We start from the raw sequence: 18,945 nt of genomic DNA, 5'->3' as shown, positions 1-18,945 counted from the left end.
CCTCAGAAGTGCTGTCGATCCTGTTCCAGATTCTTTACCTCATCGTCTACCTTTTCTTCCTGGTTCTGCTGGCGAGGTTCGTCCTTTCGGCGGTGCTCCAGTACGGACGGCGGTGGCAACCTGGCCGCGGCGCGGCGGCGGCGTTGGAGACGGTGTGGACCGTCACTGATCCGCCCCTCAAGGCGTTGAGGCGGGTGATCCCACCGCTGCGCATTGGTAACGTGAGCTTGGACCTGGCTTTCATCGTGCTGCTGGTTATCCTGTTCGTGCTCATGGAGTTCGTGCTAACCAACTTGATCCAGGCGTACAGCTAGACAGCAGCCACACCGCGGCCGCGACTGACCCGAGGAGTTTCGATGCCGCTGACCCCGGCCGACGTGCACAACGTCGCCTTCAAGAAGCCCCCGATCGGCAAGCGGGGGTACGACGAGGAGGAGGTCGACGCCTTCCTTGACGAGGTCGAGCGCGAGCTCGCCCGTCTCATCGAGGAGAACAACGAGCTTCGCGCCCAGGTGGAGCGCGGTGGCCGGGGTGGCGCGCCAGCCGTCTCGGGTGCCGACCCCCGCCTTGCCGCCGAGCTCAACGAGGTGAAGGCCCAGCTGGACCGTGTCCAGCGGGACAAGGCACAGGCCGAGCAGGCCGCCCGCCAGATGCAGGCCGAGCTGGAGCAGGTGCGGGCCCAGGGCCCGGTCGGCGCTCCCGGCGGCGGCAGTGGCGACGGTGAGCAGCAGGCCCTGCGCGTGCTGATGATGGCCCAGCGCACGGCGGACGACCACGTGGCCGACGCCCGTCGCGAGGCCGACAAGCTTCTCTCCGACGCCCGTTCCAAGGCGGAGGAGGTCACCCGCGAGGCGCGGGCCAAGGCCGACGCGCTCGAGCGCGACGCCCGCCAGCGGCACCAGGAGGCCATGGGCGGCCTGGACGCGAAGCGGTCGGCGCTGCAGAAGCACATCGAGGAGCTGAAGCAGTTCGAGCGGGAGTACCGGACGCGCCTCAAGGCGTACCTGGAGAGCCAGCTGCGTGACCTCGACGGTCGCGGGCAGGGCCTCGAGGCCGAGCTCACCCGGGCCGACTCGCAACGCGCGGTCGGTGGTTCCGGCGGGCTCGCCGCGGCCGGCCTGGCCGGCTCGTACGGCGGCACCCGCACCGGCGCCATCGAGTCCGGCCGCTGACGCCGGCCCCGCAGGAAGACCTCCGGAACCCGACGAGGATGAGCCATGATCGTTGCTAGTTTGCTGCTCATCCTCGTCGCGGTGACGTTGCTCGTGCTGGGCCTCACCGGCGGGTCGAGCGATCTGCTGATCAGCTCGATCGTGGCCAGCCTGCTGGCCGCGATCGCCCTGGTCGTCGGCGCCCGGCAGAGCGGCGCCGCCCGGCGCGCCGCGACCGGGACGACGCCGGAGGCCGCGGCGCCCGAGTTTGCCGCCGAGTCCGCGTCGCCCGGGCGCGGCATGGACGATTTTGCCCCGGTCGGCGACACCTTCGCGGCCGAATCGGCCGAGTCCGATTTGTCGGACAGGCGGGAAACTGTCCAGCTCGAGCCGGTCGCCTACGACGACTACGACGAGCTGGAGCCGGAGCCCGTCCGGGACCGGGAGTACCAGCGCGACGCCCGGGATTACGACGCTCCGGACTACGAGCGCAAGGCTTTCGAGGCCGGCCTCCGCGACGCCGCCGCCGGCATGGCCGCCTCGGCGGCGCGCCGCGAGGAGGGCTCGCCGACCCCGAAGGCTGCGTCCATCCCGGAGGCCGGGCCTGACCGCGACCTCGCCGCCGACGCGATCAACGCGGCCCGCAGCGGGAACCCCGAGGAGCACGCCTGGCGCCGCCCCGAGCCGGTGCACGCCGAGGCCATGGCCACCGGCGGGGCGGCGGATCTCGACGCCGGACTGGACGAGGCGGACGAGGACGACCCGGCCGACGAGCCGCTCCCGCAGAAGGTCAGCCCGGCCGACGCGGTCCAGGTGGCCCGGCTCGACAGCGAGGTGCTGGTCGTCGACGGCCGGCCGCGCTACCACGTCCCCGACTGCCCGCATCTGGTCGGCAAGCTCACCGAGCCGATCCCGGTGAACGAGGCGGTCGAGCTCGGCTTCAGCCCGTGCGGCCTGTGCCGCCCGGTCGACCGGCTCGTCTCCACGGCGGCTCGTCGCTGACCGTGGACGGGCCGCACCGTCGGCGATTGCCGCGGAGCGGAGCGCCGCCGGCCGGCTCTGACCGGCCAGAATGAGGCATGGTCAACCACGGTCCCGGTCAGTCCGTCGCGGTGCGAGTGCGGCCCGGTGCCGGGCGGAATCGGGTGGGTGGCCGCTACGACGGCCCGCACGGGCCCGCGCTGATCGTGGCGGTCGCCGCGCCCGCGGTCGGTGGGAAGGCCACCGAGGCGGTGCGCAAGGCCCTCGCGAGCGCGCTCGGCGTACGGGCCGGGGAGGTCGCCCTCAAGATCGGCGCCACCAGCCGGGACAAGGTGTTCACCGTGCCGGCCGGCGACGAGATCCTCAGCCGGCTGGCCGCGCTGCGTGACGGCACGTGACAGGCAATCTGGACATCGCGCTGCTGATCGGCGCCGCGGTGCTGCTGGTGGCGGTGGCCGCGGTGCGCCTGTCGACCCGGCTCGGCCTGCCCAGCCTGCTCGTCTACCTGGCCCTCGGCATGGTCATCGGGGAGGCGGGGCTGGGCATCCGGTTCGACGACGCCGAGCTCACCCGTACGCTCGGATTCTGCGCGCTCATCGTGATCATCGCGGAGGGCGGCCTGACCGCGCGGTGGAGCGCGCTGCGGCCGGTGCTCGGGCTCAGCGCCTCGCTCGCGACGATCGGCGTGGCGGTCAGCATCGTCGTGGTCGGTATCTGCGTACATCTGATCTTGGGTCTTAATTGGCGATTGGCGCTGCTTTACGGCGCCGTGCTCTCCTCGACCGACGCCGCCGCGGTCTTCGCGACGCTGCGGCGGCTCCGGCTGCCGCCGCGGCTGGTGGCCACCCTGGAGGCCGAGTCCGGCCTGAACGACGCCCCGGTGGTGCTGCTGGTCGTGCTGCTGTCGGCGACCGCGGCGGTCGACCATCCCTGGTGGTACGAGGTGCTGATGGTCGGCTACGAGCTGGCCGCCGGCGCGGCGATCGGGTTCGCGGTGGGCGCGGCCGGGCGCTGGACCTTGCGGCACGCGGCGCTGCCGTCGGCCGGGCTCTACCCGATCGCCGCGGTCGGTTTGACGGTTCTTGCGTACGCGGCCGGGGCGGTCGCGCACGCCTCCGGCTTCCTCGCCGTCTACGTCGCCGGGGTGGTGCTCGGGAACGGCCGCCTGCCGCACCGCCGGGCCGTCCTCGGGTTCGCCGACGGGCTGGCCTGGGTCGCCCAGATCGGCCTGTTCGTGCTGCTCGGCCTTCTCGCCTCGCCCGGCCGGCTGGGCGGCGCGCTGGTCCCGGCGCTGGTCGTCGGCCTGGCCCTGGTGCTGCTGGCCCGCCCATTGTCGGTGGTGGTCGCGGCCGTCCTGGCCCGCCCGGTGCGCGGCTGGGCGCCCGCCCGCGCCCGATCCTTCGGACGGCCCGCTCGGGGCCGGAGCCGGCCGGAACGTTTTCGCGTGGGTTGGCGGGGGACCGCGTTCCTCTCCTGGGCCGGGCTGCGTGGGGCGGTGCCGATCGTGCTGTCCACCATCCCGCTCTCGGCCGGCACGCCCGGCGCCGACGGCCTGTTCGACGCGGTCTTCGTGCTGGTCATCATCTTCACGCTGGTGCAGGCGAGCACGCTCGGCCCGGCCGCCCGGATGCTCGGGGTGACCGCGCCGGCCGAGCCCGCCGAGATCCACGTGGAGACCGCGCCGCTCGAGAACATCGCCGCCGACCTGCTGCAGCTGGACGTGGCGCCCGGCTCCCGCCTGGCCGGCGTGCACATCGACGAGCTGCGGCTGCCGGTCGGCGCGTCGGTCACCCTGATCGTGCGGGACGGTGCCGGCTTCGTGCCGGGTCCGGACACCCGCCTGCGTACGGGCGACGCCATGCTCATTGTGGCCACCGCGGCCGCGCGCGACGTCGCCGAGCGGCGGCTGCGAGCGGTGAGCCGCCGCGGCCGGCTGGCCCGCTGGTTCGGCGAGGACGGCCGCGAAGAGCCGGCCGGTCGATAGCGGACCTGTCCTAATCCGGAACGGTCTGGTATCCGACTGGGGCTTTTGATGAGGTTTGGCCAGGCAAGATCGTGAGCAATTGTTGTCGCTGCTGGATACGTTCCGTATCCTTGCCACCCTCCGGAGTGCGCGGCTGACCGTTCGGCCGCGCCGTTTGCGCAGGTGGGGCAAGATCTACGGCGGCGTCCGGGCGCGTGGGCTGCCCCCTTCGGAGTGCGGGCCGGGCGCTCAGGGGATGCGACCGGCACAACTGAGGCGGACCCGGCCCGGGTCCGAAGACCCGCTGATCGCCGCGCCGGGGGGCGTGGCCGAGGGAGCGACCATGGCCAAGGCAACCAACACCAGCACCGCTACGACCGCCAAGGCCACGAAGCGGACGCGTACCGCGGCCGAGACCGAGAAGATCAGGGTGGCCCTGGTCGAGCGCCGCGACGAGCTGCAGAGCGAGTACGACGAGTCGCTCACCGAGATCACCGAGCTGCAGCGGGACCGGCTCGCCGACTCGGCCGGCGACGACCAGGCCGACGCCGGCACCAAGACGTTCGAGCGCGAGCAGGAGATCACCCTCGCCAACAACCTGCTCGAACGGATCAACCAGGTGGAGCGGGCCCTCGAGCGTCTCGGCGAGGGCAACTACGGCTGGTGTGAGCGGTGCGGCAACCCCATCCCGGTCGAGCGGCTGGCCGCATTCCCCTCCGCTACTCTTTGCGTGACCTGCAAGCAGTTGGAGGAACGACGCTGAACGCCGACGAGGCTTCCGGCGCGACCGCGGTGCAGCCGGAGCCGGATGCCCGGCCCGGCTTCAGCGGCCGCGCCCTCACCGTGCTCGTCGCCACCGCCGTGCTCGCGGTGGCGCTCGACCAGTGGGTGAAATGGCTCAGCACCGAGCACCTGACCGAGGGCAGGCCCGTGCGCATCCTCGGCGGCCTGATCTACCTGTCGCTGCTGCGCAACAGCGGCGCGGCGTTCAGCTTCGGCAGCGGGCACACCTGGGTGTTCCCGGTGATCACCCTGGTCGTGATCGGCTGGATCTGCTGGATGGCGACCAAGCTGCGTTCGGTCCCGTGGGCGGTCTCGCTGGGGCTGGTGCTGGGCGGCGCGTTCGGCAACCTCGCCGACCGGCTGTTCCGCGCGCCCGGCCCGTTCCGCGGCCACGTGGTCGACATGATCAGCGCGTTCGCGCCGTACGCGGAGAAGTTCGCGGTCTTCAACATCGCCGACAGCTGCCTCACCGTGGGCGTCTGCCTGGCCGTTCTGCTCGAGCTCATGGGCCGGCAGCGGGACGGCACCAAGGCCGTACGCAAGAAAGAGAAAGCCGAACCAGCGTGACCCAGCGCTCGCTTCCGGTCCCCGACGGGCTCGACGGCATGCGGCTCGACCAGGCCGTCTCCCGGCTCTTCGGGCTGTCCCGCACCGCCGCGGCCACCCTGGTCGAGGCGGGTGACGCGCTGGTCGACGGCTATCCGCGGCCGAAGTCCGACAAGGTCACCGCCGGCTCCTGGCTCGAGGTCACGCTGCCCGCGCCGGTCACCGCGCCGGTCGTGGTGGCCGAGCCGGTGACCGGGCTGACCGTCGTCTACAGCGACGACGACATCGTGGTGGTGGACAAGCCGGTCGGCGTGGCCGCCCACCCGAGCCCCGGCTGGACCGGCCCGACGGTGCTCGGCGGCCTGGCCGCGATGGGGCAGAACGTGGCGACCAGCGGCGCCGCCGAGCGGCAGGGCATCGTGCACCGGCTGGACGTGGGCACCACCGGGCTGATGGTGGTGGCCAAGAGCGAGCTGGCGTACAGCGTGCTCAAGCGGGCCTTCAAGGAGCGCGAGGTGGACAAGCGGTACCACGCCGTGGTCCAGGGCCACCTCGACCCGCTGCGCGGCACCATCGACGCCCCGATCGACCGGCACCCGACCGCCGACTACAAGTACGCGGTCATGTCCACCGGCAAGCCGAGCGTCACCCACTACGACACGCTCGAGGCGTTCCGGGCCGCCAGCCTGGTCGACGTGAAGCTGGAGACCGGCCGCACCCACCAGATCCGGGTGCACTTCTCGGCGCTGCGCCACCCGTGCGTCGGCGATCTCACGTACGGCGCCGACCCCACCCTCGCGGCCCGGCTCGAGCTGAACCGGCAGTGGCTGCACGCCCGAGAATTGGGGTTCCTCCACCCCCGAACGCACGATGAGGTTCGGTTCGTCAGCGATTACCCTGACGACCTGAAGTACGCGCTGGACGTCCTTCAGGACGCGAGCTGATCTCGGGGAGCTGAGACGTGAGCCCGGCCGAACCCGTGCGGCAGCCGGTGCTGGGCGCGCTGGCGCTGCGGGCCGTGATCGGCCTCGCCGTCGTCTCGGCCTTCGCCCTGCTGCTGGCCGCCATCGCCGCGAGCCGTGGGGACGACGCGTCCCCCGGCGCCCCGGGCGACCTGGTGCAGGTCGGCGTCGTGCAGGGCCAGGCGGTCGCGGGGTACCTGCGTAACTCCCGCTCCGAGCTGGCCGCGCTGACCGACCCGTCGGCGCCGCCCTCCGGGGACACCTGGGCGCTGGTCAGCCTGAACGAATACCTGCCGCCGGGTGCGCTGGCGCCGGTGTTCGACGGCGCGGCCGTGGCCCAGGTCTACACCCGGGTGCCGCTGGCCGGGCGGCAGACCCAGGTGGTGCGGATCCCGGTCTACCGGCTGCCCGCCGACGCGCTGTCCGGGATGCTCGACGCGGCCCTCCAGCGCGACCAGGAACGGGCCGAGTATCAACAGCTGGGCCGGCGGGTGACCGGCGACGGGCCGAACGCGGTACGGGCCCGGCAGGCCTATGCGACGGCGGCCGACACGGCGGGGGCCGAGGCCGACGCGTACCGCTCCGGATGTGCCTGTGTCTTCGCGGCCGTGGTCCGCGCCGCCCCGGCCGCGTTGCGGGTGGTCGCGGACCGGCCCGGGGTGCGGGTGGTCGATCCCGCCCCCGAGGTGCGGCAACTCGATCGGGCCGAGTTCCGGCCGCCGCTGCCCGAGCAGGACGGGACTATTCCGGCGGAACCGAGCGGATCACCGGTTCCTGTGCCAAACGCCGGTTCAGCCATTGCCTCCCGGACGCCCGCGCCGATACTGTCTTCGTCCGGGCTCCCTGTGACATCGGACTCACCGGCGAGCGCCGACCCCTTGCCCGATCCGTCAGCCGCGGCACCGCAGGAGCGCACTGCCGTACCTTCAGCGACAAACGTGAGTGCTGCTCAGGAGCCGGCCGGCTCGTGATCAACAGCACCTCGAGCGCCGTCCGCCCGTTAGTTCTCTCGTCCGCGAAACGTACGGATGGCCACTCGAGCACCATGGTGGCGCTGAGTCTCGATCGAGGAGAATGACCGGGATGGTCGGTTGGGCAGTGGCCCGAATCGGGTTCGCTCCGTAGCCTGTCAGGGGCAACGGGCAGCCGTCGGCATCACCGGGAGCGCCGGCATCGACCGGGAGTAAGGGCAGGGAGGACGAGCCGTGGATGGGACCGAGACCGGCTGGGGCCGGCCTGCGGAACCAGCCCCGCGTTGGCGGGCGCTGCTCGACCGGGCCCGGCATGGCCGCGGCGCGACCGAGGAGGAGCCGTCCTCGCCGCCGGCGCCGGCCACCGCCCCGCCGTCGGAGTTCGGGCAGCCGCTGCCGACCCGCCGGCCGTACAACCCGCTGGATACGCGCCCGCCGCTGGAGCCGCGGCCGCAGCACGGCTTCGAGCCGCAGCCGCCGCCCCCGCCGCCGGGATTCGAGCAGTCCCGGCCGATGCAGCGGCCGATCAACCCGCTCGACCCGCGCCGCCAGGGCCGCGCGCAGCCCGCGCAGCAGTCGCCCGCGCCGCCGGCCGAGCAGCCGCACAGCTACTTCAGCCCCAGCCCGGTCCGGTCCACCCCGGTCGCCCCGCCCGCGCCGCCGCTCCAGCCCGTGCCGCCGCCGCAGCGCGACTATCCGCAGATCCGCGCCTCCGCCGCCGCCCCGGTGCGCCCGCCGGCCCCGGCGCCCGCCCCGGCGCCGATCTCGCCCGCGACCACCGGCGCCCGCATCGAGTGGCGGCAGACCCGGCCCGACGACGAGATGCAGAACGCCGTCTCGGTGCTGCGGCGCAAGCTCGGCAAGCCGCGCGTGCTGGCCTTCGCCAACCCCAAGGGCGGCGTGCACAAGACCACCGCGACCGTGCTGGCCGCCGCCACCATCGGCAGCGTCCGCGGCCGCGGCGTGCTCGCCTGGGACGACAACGAGTTGCGCGGCACGCTCGGCCTGCGGGCCGGCAGCGCCCGGCACGCGCGCACCATCAAGCACCTGCTGGCCGACCTGACGCAGATCGAGTCGCTGCACGGCGACGGGCTGCTCAGCGAGTTGGACGGCTACCTGCGGCACGCCTCCGACGGGTCGTACGACGTGCTGGCCGGCGAGGAGAACCCGCGCTTCGCCGCACGGCTCGACCAGGGCACCGTGCGCCGGGTGATGGACCTGCTGCGGCGGACCCACGACGTGATCTGCGTGGACACCGGCAACAACGTGGAGAGCGTCAACTGGCAGACGGTGATGCGCCAGGCCGACCAGCTGGTGATCACCACGGTGCCGCGCGAGGACGCCGCGTTCACCGCCGACTGGATGCTCGACGTCCTCGACGACAGCGGCATGGGCGACCTGGTGTCGAACGCGGTGACGTTGATCTCCTGCCCGTCGCCGGGGCCGCTGCCGATGCTGAACGACTTCGCCAAGCATTTCGGCACCCGTACGCGGGGCGTGGCGATCGTTCCGTACGACCCGTCCCTGGAGGTCGGGTCGTCGATCGAGTACCAGGAGCTTCAGCCGGACACCAAGCAGGCGTGGCTCCGCGCGGCCTCGATGATGATCGAACCGTTCGCCGAGTGACCTCCGCGAGCCCTCTCGTTTCTGTCGTACCTGCCGACTAGAGTCGCCGGGGTCCGTACAACTTAAGGGGGCCCGGGGTGTCTGACTCGTTCGTGCATCTCCACGTGCACACCGAGTATTCGATGCTCGACGGGGCCGCCCGGGTCAAGGAACTGCTCGGCGAGGCCAAGCGGCTGGGCATGCCGGCCGCGGCGATCACCGACCACGGCAACATGCACGGGGCGTACGACTTCTACACCCAGGCGAAGGCCGCGGAGCTCATCCCGGTGATCGGCGTCGAGGCGTATGTGGCGCCCGAGTCCCGCCTGGAGAAGAGCCGCATCAAGTGGGGCCGCCCCGAGCAGAAGGGCGACGACGTCTCGGGTAACGGCGCGTACACCCACATGACGATGTGGGCGCGCAACGCGGTCGGCCTGAAGAACCTCTTCCGCCTGAACTCGCGGGCGTCGATGGAGGGCCAGCTCGGCAAGTACCCCCGGATGGACTTCGACATCATCGCCGAGCACGCCGAGGGGATCATGGGCACCACCGGGTGCCCGTCCGGCGCGGTGCAGACCCGGCTGCGGCTCGGCCAGTTCGACGAGGCGCTCAAGTCGGCGGCGATCTACCAGGAGGCGCTCGGGAAGGACAACTACTTCCTCGAGATCATGGACCACGGGCTCTCGATCGAGAAAAGGGTCCGCGACGGCCTGCTGGAGATCGGTAAGAAGCTCGGTATCCGGCCGCTGGTCACCAACGACTCGCATTACACGTACGAGGCTCAGGCCGAGGCGCACGACGTGCTGCTCTGCGTGCAGACCGGCAGCAACGTCGCCGACCCCAACCGGTTCCGCTTCGACGGCAACGGCTACTTCGTGAAATCGGCCGACCAGATGCGCGCGGTCGACTCCTCGGAGGCCTGGCAGGAGGGCTGCCGCACCACGCTGCTGGTGGCGGAGAAGGTGGACACCGAGGGGATGTTCACCTTCAAGAACCTGATGCCCCGGTTCCCGATCCCGGCCGACCGCAGCGAGGAGGAGTACTTCCGCGAGGTCGCCTTCGAGGGCCTGCGCAACCGCTTCCCCGACGGCATCCCCGAGACGCACATCAAGCAGGCCGAGTACGAGCTCGGCGTCATCATCCAGATGGGCTTCCCGTCGTACTTCCTCGTGGTCGCCGACTTCATCCAGTGGTCCAAGCGCAACGGGATCGCGGTGGGCCCGGGGCGTGGGTCGGCGGCGGGCTCGCTCGTGGCGTACGCAATGGGAATCACCGACCTCGATCCGCTGCCGCACGGCCTGATCTTCGAGCGGTTCCTCAACCCCGAGCGCATCTCGATGCCGGACGTCGACATCGACTTCGACGAGCGCCGGCGCGGCGAGGTCATCAAGTACGTGACCGACCGGTGGGGCGAGGACAAGGTCGCGCAGATCGCCACCTTCGGCACGATCAAGGCGAAGGCCGCGATCAAGGACGCCGCCCGGGTGCTCGGCTACCCGTTCGCGGTCGGCGACCGGATCACCAAGGCGATGCCGCCGGATGTGATGGGCAAGGGCATCCCGCTCTCCGGCATCTTCGACAAGGAGCACAAGCGGTACAGCGAGGCGGGCGAGATCCGCACGATGTACGAGCAGGACCAGGACGTCAAGAAGGTGATCGACACCGCGCGCGGGATCGAGGGCCTGATCCGGCAGACCGGCGTGCACGCGGCCGGCGTGATCATGTCGGCCGAGCCGATCATCGACCACATCCCGCTGATGCGCCGGGCCTCGGACGGCGTGATCATCACGCAGTTCGACTACCCGACCTGCGAGACGCTCGGCCTGCTCAAGATGGACTTCCTGGGCCTGCGGAACCTGACGATCCTGGACGACGCGGTCAAGAACATCAAGCTCAACCACGAGCGCGACCTCGACCTGCTGCAGGTGCCGCTGGACGACCAGGCGGCGTACGACCTGCTGGCCCGGGGCGACACGCTGGGCGTGTTCCAGCTGGACGGCGGCCCGATGCGGTCGCTGCTGCGGCTGATGAAACCGGACAACTTCGAGGACATCTCGGCCGTGCTGGCGCTGTACCGGCCCGGTCCGATGGGCGTCGAGTCGCACACCAACTACGCGCTCCGGAAGAACAAGCTGCAGGACATCACGCCGATCCACCCGCAGCTCGAGGAGCCGCTGCGGGAGATCCTGGAGCCCACGTACGGTCTGATCGTCTACCAGGAGCAGGTGCAGCGCGCCGCGCAGATCCTCGCCGGGTACAGCCTGGGCCAGGCCGACCTGCTCCGCCGGGCGATGGGCAAGAAGAAGAAGGAGATCCTCGACAAGGAGTTCATCCCGTTCCGGGACGGCTGCCGCGAGCGCGGCTACTCCGACGAGGCGATCCAGGCGGTGTGGGACGTGCTGGTCCCGTTCGCCGGGTATGCGTTCAACAAGGCCCACTCCGCGGCGTACGGGCTGGTGTCCTACTGGACGGCGTACCTCAAGGCGCACTTCCCGGCCGAGTACATGGCCGGCCTGCTGACCAGCGTCGGCGACGACAAGGACAAGATGGCGATGTATCTGGCCGAGTGCCGGCGCATGGGCATCCAGGTCCTCCCGCCGGACGTGAACCAGTCCGCCGGCCCGTTCACCCCGGTCGGCAAGGACATCCGGTTCGGCCTGGCCGCGGTCCGCAACGTCGGGCACAACGTGGTCGAGGCGATCGCCCGGTGCCGTAAAGAAAAGGGCGAGTATCAGGACTTCTACGACTTCCTGTCCAAGGTGGACGCGGTCGCGTGCAACAAGAAGACGATTGAATCGCTGATCAAGGCGGGCGCGTTCGACTCGATGGGGCACACCCGCAAGGGCCTGCTCGCCGTGCACGCCGAGGCGATCGACGCGTACGCGGACGTCAAGCGCAACGAGGCGGCCGGCCAGTTCGACCTCTTCGGGGCCTTCGGCGACACCATGGGCGGCTCCTCGGCGACCGTCGCGATGCCGCCGATCGGCGAGAGCGAGTGGGACAAGCGGGACAAGCTGGCGTTCGAGCGGGAGATGCTCGGCCTGTACGTCTCCGACCACCCCCTCGCGGGCCTCGAGCAGTTGCTGGCGAACGCGGCGGACACGTCGATCGCGGCGCTCAACGAGGAGGGTTCGGTACCGGACGGGCAGGTCGTCACGCTCGCCGGCATCCTCACCGGCGTGCAGCGGCGGATCACCAAGCAGGGCCGGGCGTGGGCGTCGGCCACGCTGGAAGACCTGGCCGGCGGGGTGGAGACGCTGTTCTTCCCCAATACGTACGAGGTGATCGGCCAGTACATCGCCGAGGACGCGATCGTGGTGGTCAAGGGCCGGGTCGACCGCCGCGACGACACGCCGCGGATCATGGCGATGGACATGTCCCTGCCGGACATCAGCCACAACCCGGACAGCAAGCCGGTCACCCTGACCATGCCGATCACCAGGTGTACGCCGCCGCTGGTCTCCGAGCTCAAGGAGATCCTCACCAGCCACCCCGGCGACTCCGAGGTGCACGTCCACCTGCAGAACGGCAGCCGGACGACGGTGCTGCGGCTGGGCGCGGTGCGGGTGGCGCCGACGCCGGCGCTGCGGGCCGACCTCAAGATGATCCTCGGCCCGTCCGCGGTCGCCTGACGACGGGAAAACGCTGGTGGGCGGGGGTCGATCGGGGCACAAGCGGCAATGGCCGCCACGACCTGGCAGGATCGTAGGGTGAACCCGAGTCAGGAGTCGGCCCCCAGCCCGGAGCCGGCGCAGCATTCCGGCCCACCGGCCGACCCGGCCACCGCGCTCGGCCCCGCGGGCGGCGACGCCACCGCGCTGGGCGCCGCGCACGACGATCCCACCGCGGCCGGCCCCTCGCCGGCGGCCGCCATGGGCGGCTCCGCGTTCGGCGGTGCGGGCGGCCCTGAGTTTGGTGGTGCGCGGCCCAGTGCTGGCGGTTCTTCCGCCGGCGCCCCTTCATCCGGGGACTCTTCCGCTGGCGGCCCTTCATCCGGGGACTCTTCCGCTGGCGGCCCTTCGTCTGGCGCCCCTTCGTCTGCCGGTTCTTCGTCTGGCGGTCCTTTGTCTAGCGGCGCGGGTGGCCCGTCGTATGGCCAAGCGGGCGCGGTCGGGCCTGATGTCTACGGTTTCGCCGCGGAGAACGGTGGTTACGGGCTGGCGCATCCCACCGGGCCCGAGGTGGTCGCCGACGGCGGGATCGGCTCGGGGTGGTGGGGGATGGCGGCGGCGTCTCACCGGCCGTGGAAGCGGACCGTCCTGGTCGCCGTGTTGTGCGCGCTCGTCGTGCTGGCGCTCGGCGCGCCGCTGGGTCTGCTGTGGGCGCGGCTGGCGCCGAGCGTGCCGGTCATCGCCACCGGGGACAGCATCGTGGTGAACGATCCCTCACCGGAGCAGTACATCGCCGCCGACGGGTGGTACACGCTGCTCGGGCTCGGCTTCGGGCTGGTCGTCGCGGCCGCCGCCTGGCTGCTGCTGCGTCGCGACCGGGGGCCGTTCCTGCTTCTGGGGGTCGTCGCCGGAACGCTGGGCGCGGGGTTCTACGTCGCGAAGTGGGTCGGCGAGATGATCGGGCGCAGCGGGTACGAGCACTGGCGGGACGTCGCCACGCGCGGGGCGACCTACCTGGCGCCGCCCGAGGTGCACTCGGTCGGGCCGAGGCTGGTGTCCGCGTTCGCGGCCGCGATCGTGCTGACCTTGCTGGCCGGCTGGTCCAACGACCCGGATCTCGACCAGCCGGGCGCGAAACCCGGCTACGGCCCGAACGCGGCGGCCACCGAGCCCTACGAGGCCGAGCCGGCCCCCGCGCAGTCGCCGGAGGCGAGCGAGACACTCGACCCGCAGCCGTGCCGGGCCGCGCGTGCTGTGCCGGGCCGCGCGTGCTGTGCCGGGCCGCGCGTGCTGTGCCGGGCCGCGCGTGCTGTGCCGGGCCGCGCGTGCCGCGCGAGTTGTGCCGAGCCCCGCGTGCCCGGGGCGCCGCGCCGAGCGAGCCGCGCCGGGCCGCGCCCAGCCCCCAGCGAGCCGCGGGTAGCTGCTGGGTGGGCCGGGCGCGATCGACCGGGCTGGGGCCGCGGTCGGCAAAGGAGTGGCGTCGAGAGCTGGGCTGGGAGCGCGCGGTCGGCCGAGAGCGCCCGGCATTGATTGGCGGCCGCGGCAAAGATGGGACGTGTCCGTCAGTTCGGCTGGCGGGGCGGGTTCACCAATTCGAGCTGACCGGGCGGGTCCATCGGCTCGGGTGGCGCGGCGGGTTCGTCGGCTCGGGTGGCGGGGCGGGTTCGTCGGCTCGGGTGGCGGGGCGGGTTCGTCGGCTCGGGTGGCGGGGGCGGTCGTCGGCTCGGGTGGCGGGGTGGGTTCGTCCGTTCGGGTGGCGCAGGGCCGCCTTGTCAGTTCGGGCTGGCGGGACGGGCCAGGTCGGAGAGCGGGACCGGCACCGCGCGCACCCGGGCCAGCAGCCCCGCCTCGCGGTTGAGCAGCTTCAGTTCGGCTCGCAGGCGGGTGGCCGTATCCGGCGCGGCCAGCAGCAACTGGCGCTCGTCGGTGGTCAGCTGGGCGGTCGCCGCGATCAGGTGGGACAGGACGGTCGGGTCGCCGGGGACCGCGTCGATCACCTCGGAGTCGGGGCGGAGCAGGTCCAGATATGTGCGGAACGCGGCCAGCGCGCGGGGCGCCAGCTGCGCCGCGATCTCGTCGGGGGACTCGTCGGGCAGCCACTCGACCTCGGCCGTCAGGTACGGCTCGGTGCCCTGCTGGATGTCGACGATGCTGAACCGGCGGCGGCCCACCGTCATGATGTCGAACCGGCCGTCGGGCAGTTCGGTGACCTGCCGCAACTCCGCCGTGCAGCCGACCGGGTAGAGATCCTCGGCGCGCACCGGGGCCGGCTCGGGCATCGGGCCGTCCTCGCCCTCGGGGGACGGCGCCTCCACCCCGCGGCGCAGCGTGACCACGCCGAACTCGTGCGGCCCGTCCTCGGGGCTCGCCACGAGCTCGCGCACCAGGGTGCGGTAGCGCTCCTCGAAGATGTGCAGGGGCAGCACGAGCCCCGGAAACAGCACCGTACCCAGGGGGAACACCGGCAGCCGTTTGCTCACGGGTTCAGACTATCGGCCGCCTGACCATGGTCAACCCGCGCACCTGCGTACCGGGCGGGCCGGGTAAATGATCACTGTCCCAAGGCCTGGGCCGCGCTGTGGCAAGCGCGGAGATCACCTCGCCGCCGCCTAGACTTGCACGCGTGCTGAATCGGACTGACCTGCGCGGCTCCCGCCGGGATCCGCGCGGCTTGCTGCCCCGTGCCCAGCTCGACGTCTCCGTGGCCGTCGAGCAGATCCGCCCCACCGTCGAGGCGGTCCATCAGCATGGCTTCGACGCGATCCGGGCGGCCACCGAGCGGTTCGACGGCGTCGCGATCGAGCGGCTGCGCGTGCCGGCCGAGGCCATCGCCGCGGCTGCGGCGACGCTCGATCCCGAGGTCAAGGCCGCGCTGCTCGAGTCGATCAAGCGGGTCCGCAAGGTGCACGCCGACCAGCGCCGGCCGGATGTGACGACCACGGTGGTCGACGGCGGCACGGTCACCGAGCGCTGGCTCCCGGTCCGCCGGGTCGGCCTCTATGTGCCCGGTGGCCTGGCGGTCTACCCGTCCACCGTGGTGATGAATGTGGTGCCCGCCCAGGCGGCCGGCGTCGAGGGCCTGGTGGTGGCCAGCCCGCCGCAGAAGGAGAACGGCGGTCTGCCCGACGCCCGGGTTCTCGCCGCGTGCGCGCTGCTCGGCGTCGACGAGGTTTACGGGGTCGGTGGCGCCCAGGCGATCGCGATGCTGGGGTATGGCTCGGCGGGCGTCGACGACGGGGACGGTTGCGAGCCGGTCGACATCATCACCGGCCCGGGCAACGTCTGGGTCACCGCCGCCAAGCGCCTGCTGCAGGGCGTCGTCGGCATCGACGCCGAGGCCGGCCCCACCGAGATCGCCATCCTCGCCGATGAGACGGCCGACCCGCGGCACGTCGCGGCCGACCTGATCAGCCAGGCCGAGCACGACCCGCTCGCCGCGAGCGTGCTGGTCACCGACTCCGAGGCGCTGGTCGCCGCGGTCGAGGCCGAGCTGACCCGGCAGGTGACGACGACCAAGCACGAGCAGCGGGTGCTGGCCGCGCTGACCGGCGCGCAGTCCGGCGTCGTGCTGGTGGACGACCTCGAGCAGGGTTTGCGCGTGGTCGACGCGTACGCGGCCGAGCATTTGGAAATCCAGACGCGCGACGCGCGGCAGTGGGCCATGCGGGTCCGCAACGCCGGCGCGATCTTCGTGGGCGCCTGGTCGCCGGTGTCGCTGGGCGACTACGCGGCCGGCTCCAACCACGTGCTGCCCACCGCCGGTTGCGCGCGGCACTCGTCCGGCCTGTCGGTGCAGTCGTTCCTGCGCGGCATCCACGTCGTCGAGTACGACCAGGCCGCCCTACGAGATGTGGCCGGCCACGTGGTCGCGCTGGCCAACGCGGAGGACCTGCCGGCTCACGGGGACGCCGTGAAGGTGAGGTTCGAGCAGTGAACATCGACGACCTGCCGATCCGGGACGACCTGCGGGGCAAGTCGCCGTACGGGGCGCCGCAGCTCGACGTCGCGGTCCGGCTGAACACCAACGAGAACTCGTACCCGCTGCCCGATGAGGTCACCGACGCGATCGGCAAGGCGCTGCAGGCCGAGCTGCGCGACCTCAACCGCTACCCCGACCGGGACGCGGTGGCGCTGCGTACCGACCTGGCCGACTATCTCGGGCATGGCCTGACCACCGCGAACCTGTGGGCGGCCAACGGGTCGAACGAGGTGCAGCAGCAGCTGCTCCAGGCGTTCGCCGGGCCGGGTCGGTCGGCGCTCGGCTTCGGCCCGTCGTACTCGATGCACCCGCTGCTCGCCCAGGGCACCGGCACCCGCTGGATCGGCGCGCTGCGCGACCCGGATTTCGGGCTCACCCCGGCGGCGGCCCGCGAGCAGCTCGCCCGGCACGATCCCGACCTGGTCTTCCTCTGCTCGCCGAACAACCCGACCGGCACCGCGCTGGACCCCGAGGTGATCGCCGAGGTGCTGGCCCACGCGCGCGGCATGGTGGTGGTGGATGAGGCGTATGCGGAGTTCGCCCGGGCCGGCACGCCGAGCGCGCTCGGGCTGATCGCCGGCCACCCGCGGCTGGTGGTGACCCGGACGATGAGCAAGGCGTTCGGCTTCGCGGGCGGCCGGCTGGGCTACTTCGCGGCGCATCCCGCGGTCGTCGACGCGGTTCAGCTGGTGCGGCTCCCGTACCACCTCAGTTCTTTGACCCAGGCGGCCGCGCGCGCGGCACTGGCGCAACGCGACGCCCTGCTCGCGACGGTCGAGGCGATCAAGGAGCAGCGCGACCGGATCGTCGATGAGTTGCGCCGGTCGGGCTACCGGGTGGCCGACTCGGATGCCAACTTCGTGCTGTTCGAGGTGGGTGGCGATCAGAAAATCGCGTGGCAGCGGTTGCTCGACCGCGGTGTACTGATCCGCGACGTCGGCCTGCCCGGCTGGCTGCGCGTGACCGCCGGCATCCCCGCCGAGACCGATGCGTTCCTGGAGGCTTTGAGATGACCCGGTCAGCGCGCGTGGAGCGCGTCACCAAGGAGACCAAGGTCCTCGTCGAGATCGACCTCGACGGCACCGGCCAGGGTGACCTCAGCACCGGGGTCGGCTTCTACGACCACATGCTCAACCAGCTCGCCAAGCACGGCGGCTTCGACCTGACCGTGCGCACCGAGGGCGACCTGGAGATCGACGCGCACCACACGATGGAGGACACCGCCATCGCGCTGGGCGAGGCGTTCGCCCGGGCGCTGGGCGACAAGGCCGGCATCCGGCGGTACGGTTCGGCCACCATCCCGATGGACGAGGTGCTCTGCCGGGCGGCCGTCGACCTGTCCGGCCGGCCGTACGTGGTGCACGACGAGCCGGAGCTGGCGCCGTACATCGGCCCGGTCTACCCGACCAGCATGACCCGGCACATCTTCGAGTCGTTCGGCTTCGCCGCCCGGGTCACGCTGCACGTGAGCGTGCTCCGCGCGGCCCGCGACGGCGGCAAGCCGGATGCGCACCACGTGGTGGAGGCGCAGTTCAAGGCGTTCTCCCGGGCGCTGCGCGAGGCCGTCGAGATCGACCCGCGGAACGCCGGCGCGCTGCCCTCGACGAAGGGCGTGCTCTGATGGCGATCGTGCTGTTCCTGGTGGCCGGCTTCCTGGCCGGCGGGGTCGTGCAGCTGGTCCGGTCGGGCGCGACGAAGTTCAGCGTGGGCGTGGTCGGGGTGCTCGCGGCGCTGGCCGCCGCGGGTGGCGTCGCCTGGTTGCTGCCGTCATGACGCGGGTGGTCGTCCTCGACTACGGGTCGGGCAACCTGCGCTCGGCGGAGCGGGCGGTGGCCCGCACCGGCGTGGAGGTGACGGTGACCAGCGACCTGGAGGCGGCGGCGGAGGCCGACGGGCTGTTCGTGCCGGGCGTGGGGGCCTATGCGGCGTGCATGGCCGGCATCGAGGAGCTGGGCGCCGGTCCGATGATCGCCGACCGGGTCGCCGCCGGGAGGCCGACCCTGGGCGTCTGCGTCGGCATGCAGATCTTCTTCGACTCGGGCGTCGAGCACGGCGTCGAGACGAAGGGGCTCGGCCTGCTGCCCGGCGTGGTGACGAAGCTGAAAGCGGAGCGCATCCCGCACATGGGCTGGAATACCGTCGATATTTCGGACAATTCCGATTTGTTTGAGGGGGTCGAGCCGGGGACCCGCTTCTACTTTGTCCACTCGTACGCGGCCTCGGACCTTGATCTTTTGCGGAAAGCCGGCGCCAAGGTGACCACCGCGAGCCACGACGAGCCCTTCGCGGCCGCGGTCGAGCTGGGCAGTCTCGCCGTCGCGCAGTTCCACCCGGAGAAGTCGGCGGACGCCGGCTATGCGCTGCTGCGCAACTGGGTCGCCGGGCTGTAGCGG

General features: G+C 72.0%; 18 protein-coding genes and 1 pseudogene. 17 read left to right on the top strand and 2 right to left on the bottom strand.

Translation table 11 applies throughout. From position 1 onward, the window contains the following. Positions 1-8: 8 nt before the first annotated feature. From IH26_RS0129290 to dnaE, 11 genes and pseudogenes are all read left to right on the top strand, one after another. Positions 9-314 (top strand): YggT family protein, encoded by a 306-nt coding sequence (locus IH26_RS0129290; RefSeq protein ID WP_030439472.1) that lies wholly within the window; start codon positions 9-11, stop codon positions 312-314. Positions 315-356: 42 nt separating this feature from the next. Next, on the top strand, positions 357-1,172 hold the full coding sequence (locus IH26_RS0129285; RefSeq protein ID WP_030439471.1) for a DivIVA domain-containing protein: 816 nt from the start codon (positions 357-359) through the stop codon (positions 1,170-1,172). A gap of 45 nt (positions 1,173-1,217) precedes the next feature. Next, positions 1,218-1,406, top strand: a pseudogene (locus tag IH26_RS64660) (hypothetical protein); the annotation flags it as partial. Between the two features lie 824 nt (positions 1,407-2,230). Next, positions 2,231-2,530 carry a DUF167 domain-containing protein gene (locus tag IH26_RS0129275; protein WP_030439469.1) on the top strand — a complete coding sequence of 100 codons (300 nt, stop codon included), beginning with the start codon at positions 2,231-2,233 and terminating at the stop codon, positions 2,528-2,530. Continuing rightward, positions 2,527-4,116, top strand: a complete 1,590-nt coding sequence (locus IH26_RS0129270) for a potassium/proton antiporter (protein ID WP_030439468.1) — start codon at positions 2,527-2,529, stop codon at positions 4,114-4,116. Before IH26_RS0129275 ends, IH26_RS0129270 begins: the two co-directional genes overlap by 4 nt. 322 nt (positions 4,117-4,438) lie before the next feature. Further along, positions 4,439-4,858 carry a TraR/DksA family transcriptional regulator gene (locus IH26_RS0129265; RefSeq protein WP_030439467.1) on the top strand — a complete coding sequence of 140 codons (420 nt, stop codon included), beginning with the start codon at positions 4,439-4,441 and terminating at the stop codon, positions 4,856-4,858. Further along, entirely contained in the window at positions 4,831-5,445 is a 615-nt protein-coding gene (lspA, locus tag IH26_RS0129260; protein ID WP_084599163.1) for a signal peptidase II, read from the top strand. Before IH26_RS0129265 ends, lspA begins: the two co-directional genes overlap by 28 nt. Before the next feature lie 38 nt (positions 5,446-5,483). Further along, on the top strand, positions 5,484-6,368 hold the full coding sequence (locus tag IH26_RS0129255; protein WP_245665604.1) for an RluA family pseudouridine synthase: 885 nt from the start codon (positions 5,484-5,486) through the stop codon (positions 6,366-6,368). 17 nt (positions 6,369-6,385) lie between these two features. Continuing rightward, complete coding sequence (locus tag IH26_RS0129250) at positions 6,386-7,357, top strand: hypothetical protein (RefSeq protein WP_030439464.1); 972 nt, start codon at positions 6,386-6,388, stop codon at positions 7,355-7,357. A 234-nt stretch (positions 7,358-7,591) separates the two neighbouring features. Further along, positions 7,592-8,983, top strand: coding sequence for a MinD/ParA family ATP-binding protein (locus IH26_RS0129245; protein ID WP_030439463.1), 1,392 nt, complete (start codon positions 7,592-7,594; stop codon positions 8,981-8,983). A 77-nt stretch (positions 8,984-9,060) separates the two neighbouring features. Continuing rightward, positions 9,061-12,594 (top strand): DNA polymerase III subunit alpha, encoded by a 3,534-nt coding sequence (gene dnaE / locus IH26_RS0129240; protein WP_030439462.1) that lies wholly within the window; start codon positions 9,061-9,063, stop codon positions 12,592-12,594. An 89-nt stretch (positions 12,595-12,683) separates the two neighbouring features. Here dnaE and IH26_RS60125 read toward each other — a convergent pair whose 3' ends face one another. Continuing rightward, positions 12,684-12,836, bottom strand: coding sequence for a hypothetical protein (locus tag IH26_RS60125; protein WP_157437448.1), 153 nt, complete (start codon positions 12,834-12,836; stop codon positions 12,684-12,686). A gap of 346 nt (positions 12,837-13,182) precedes the next feature. Between IH26_RS60125 and IH26_RS62290 the strand changes: the two genes are divergently transcribed. Beyond that, positions 13,183-14,103, top strand: coding sequence for a hypothetical protein (locus tag IH26_RS62290; RefSeq protein WP_211268768.1), 921 nt, complete (start codon positions 13,183-13,185; stop codon positions 14,101-14,103). Positions 14,104-14,345: 242 nt separating this feature from the next. Here IH26_RS62290 and IH26_RS0129230 read toward each other — a convergent pair whose 3' ends face one another. After that, positions 14,346-15,053, bottom strand: coding sequence for an LON peptidase substrate-binding domain-containing protein (locus IH26_RS0129230; protein ID WP_030439460.1), 708 nt, complete (start codon positions 15,051-15,053; stop codon positions 14,346-14,348). Positions 15,054-15,196: 143 nt separating this feature from the next. Between IH26_RS0129230 and hisD the strand changes: the two genes are divergently transcribed. Genes hisD through hisH form a run of 5 tightly spaced genes read left to right on the top strand, consistent with a single transcriptional unit; the run spans position 15,197 to position 18,942 of the window. Further along, entirely contained in the window at positions 15,197-16,507 is a 1,311-nt protein-coding gene (gene hisD / locus IH26_RS0129225; RefSeq protein ID WP_030439459.1) for a histidinol dehydrogenase, read from the top strand. After that, positions 16,504-17,565, top strand: coding sequence for a histidinol-phosphate transaminase (locus IH26_RS0129220; protein WP_030439458.1), 1,062 nt, complete (start codon positions 16,504-16,506; stop codon positions 17,563-17,565). The genes hisD and IH26_RS0129220 overlap by 4 nt, the downstream gene beginning before the upstream one ends. Further along, positions 17,562-18,173 (top strand): imidazoleglycerol-phosphate dehydratase HisB, encoded by a 612-nt coding sequence (gene hisB, locus IH26_RS0129215; RefSeq protein ID WP_030439457.1) that lies wholly within the window; start codon positions 17,562-17,564, stop codon positions 18,171-18,173. Before IH26_RS0129220 ends, hisB begins: the two co-directional genes overlap by 4 nt. Next, positions 18,173-18,325 carry a hypothetical protein gene (locus tag IH26_RS61475; RefSeq protein ID WP_169789837.1) on the top strand — a complete coding sequence of 51 codons (153 nt, stop codon included), beginning with the start codon at positions 18,173-18,175 and terminating at the stop codon, positions 18,323-18,325. The genes hisB and IH26_RS61475 overlap by 1 nt, the downstream gene beginning before the upstream one ends. After that, positions 18,322-18,942: an imidazole glycerol phosphate synthase subunit HisH gene (hisH, locus tag IH26_RS0129205; protein WP_030439456.1), complete on the top strand. Its 621-nt coding sequence runs from the start codon at positions 18,322-18,324 to the stop codon at positions 18,940-18,942. The genes IH26_RS61475 and hisH overlap by 4 nt, the downstream gene beginning before the upstream one ends. The last annotated feature ends 3 nt before the right edge of the window (positions 18,943-18,945 follow it).

Source organism: Actinoplanes subtropicus (assembly GCF_000721705.1).
GTDB classification, from domain to species: domain Bacteria; phylum Actinomycetota; class Actinomycetes; order Mycobacteriales; family Micromonosporaceae; genus Actinoplanes; species Actinoplanes subtropicus.
This window is presented reverse-complemented; position numbering and strand designations above follow the sequence as displayed.

Bases quoted from the DNA above. Each gene is read 5' to 3' on its own strand.
- IH26_RS0129285 (WP_030439471.1), top strand. From the start codon at position 357: ATGCCGCTGACCCCGGCCGACGTGCACAACGTCGCCTTCAAGAAGCCC.
- IH26_RS61475 (WP_169789837.1), top strand. From the start codon at position 18,173: ATGGCGATCGTGCTGTTCCTGGTGGCCGGCTTCCTGGCCGGCGGGGTC.
- IH26_RS60125 (WP_157437448.1), bottom strand. From the start codon at position 12,836: ATGGCGGCCGCCGGCGAGGGGCCGGCCGCGGTGGGATCGTCGTGCGCG.
- IH26_RS0129255 (WP_245665604.1), top strand. From the start codon at position 5,484: ATGCGGCTCGACCAGGCCGTCTCCCGGCTCTTCGGGCTGTCCCGCACC.
- hisB (WP_030439457.1), top strand. From the start codon at position 17,562: ATGACCCGGTCAGCGCGCGTGGAGCGCGTCACCAAGGAGACCAAGGTC.
- IH26_RS0129275 (WP_030439469.1), top strand. From the start codon at position 2,231: ATGGTCAACCACGGTCCCGGTCAGTCCGTCGCGGTGCGAGTGCGGCCC.
- hisH (WP_030439456.1), top strand. From the start codon at position 18,322: ATGACGCGGGTGGTCGTCCTCGACTACGGGTCGGGCAACCTGCGCTCG.
- IH26_RS62290 (WP_211268768.1), top strand. From the start codon at position 13,183: ATGGCGGCGGCGTCTCACCGGCCGTGGAAGCGGACCGTCCTGGTCGCC.
- IH26_RS0129265 (WP_030439467.1), top strand. From the start codon at position 4,439: ATGGCCAAGGCAACCAACACCAGCACCGCTACGACCGCCAAGGCCACG.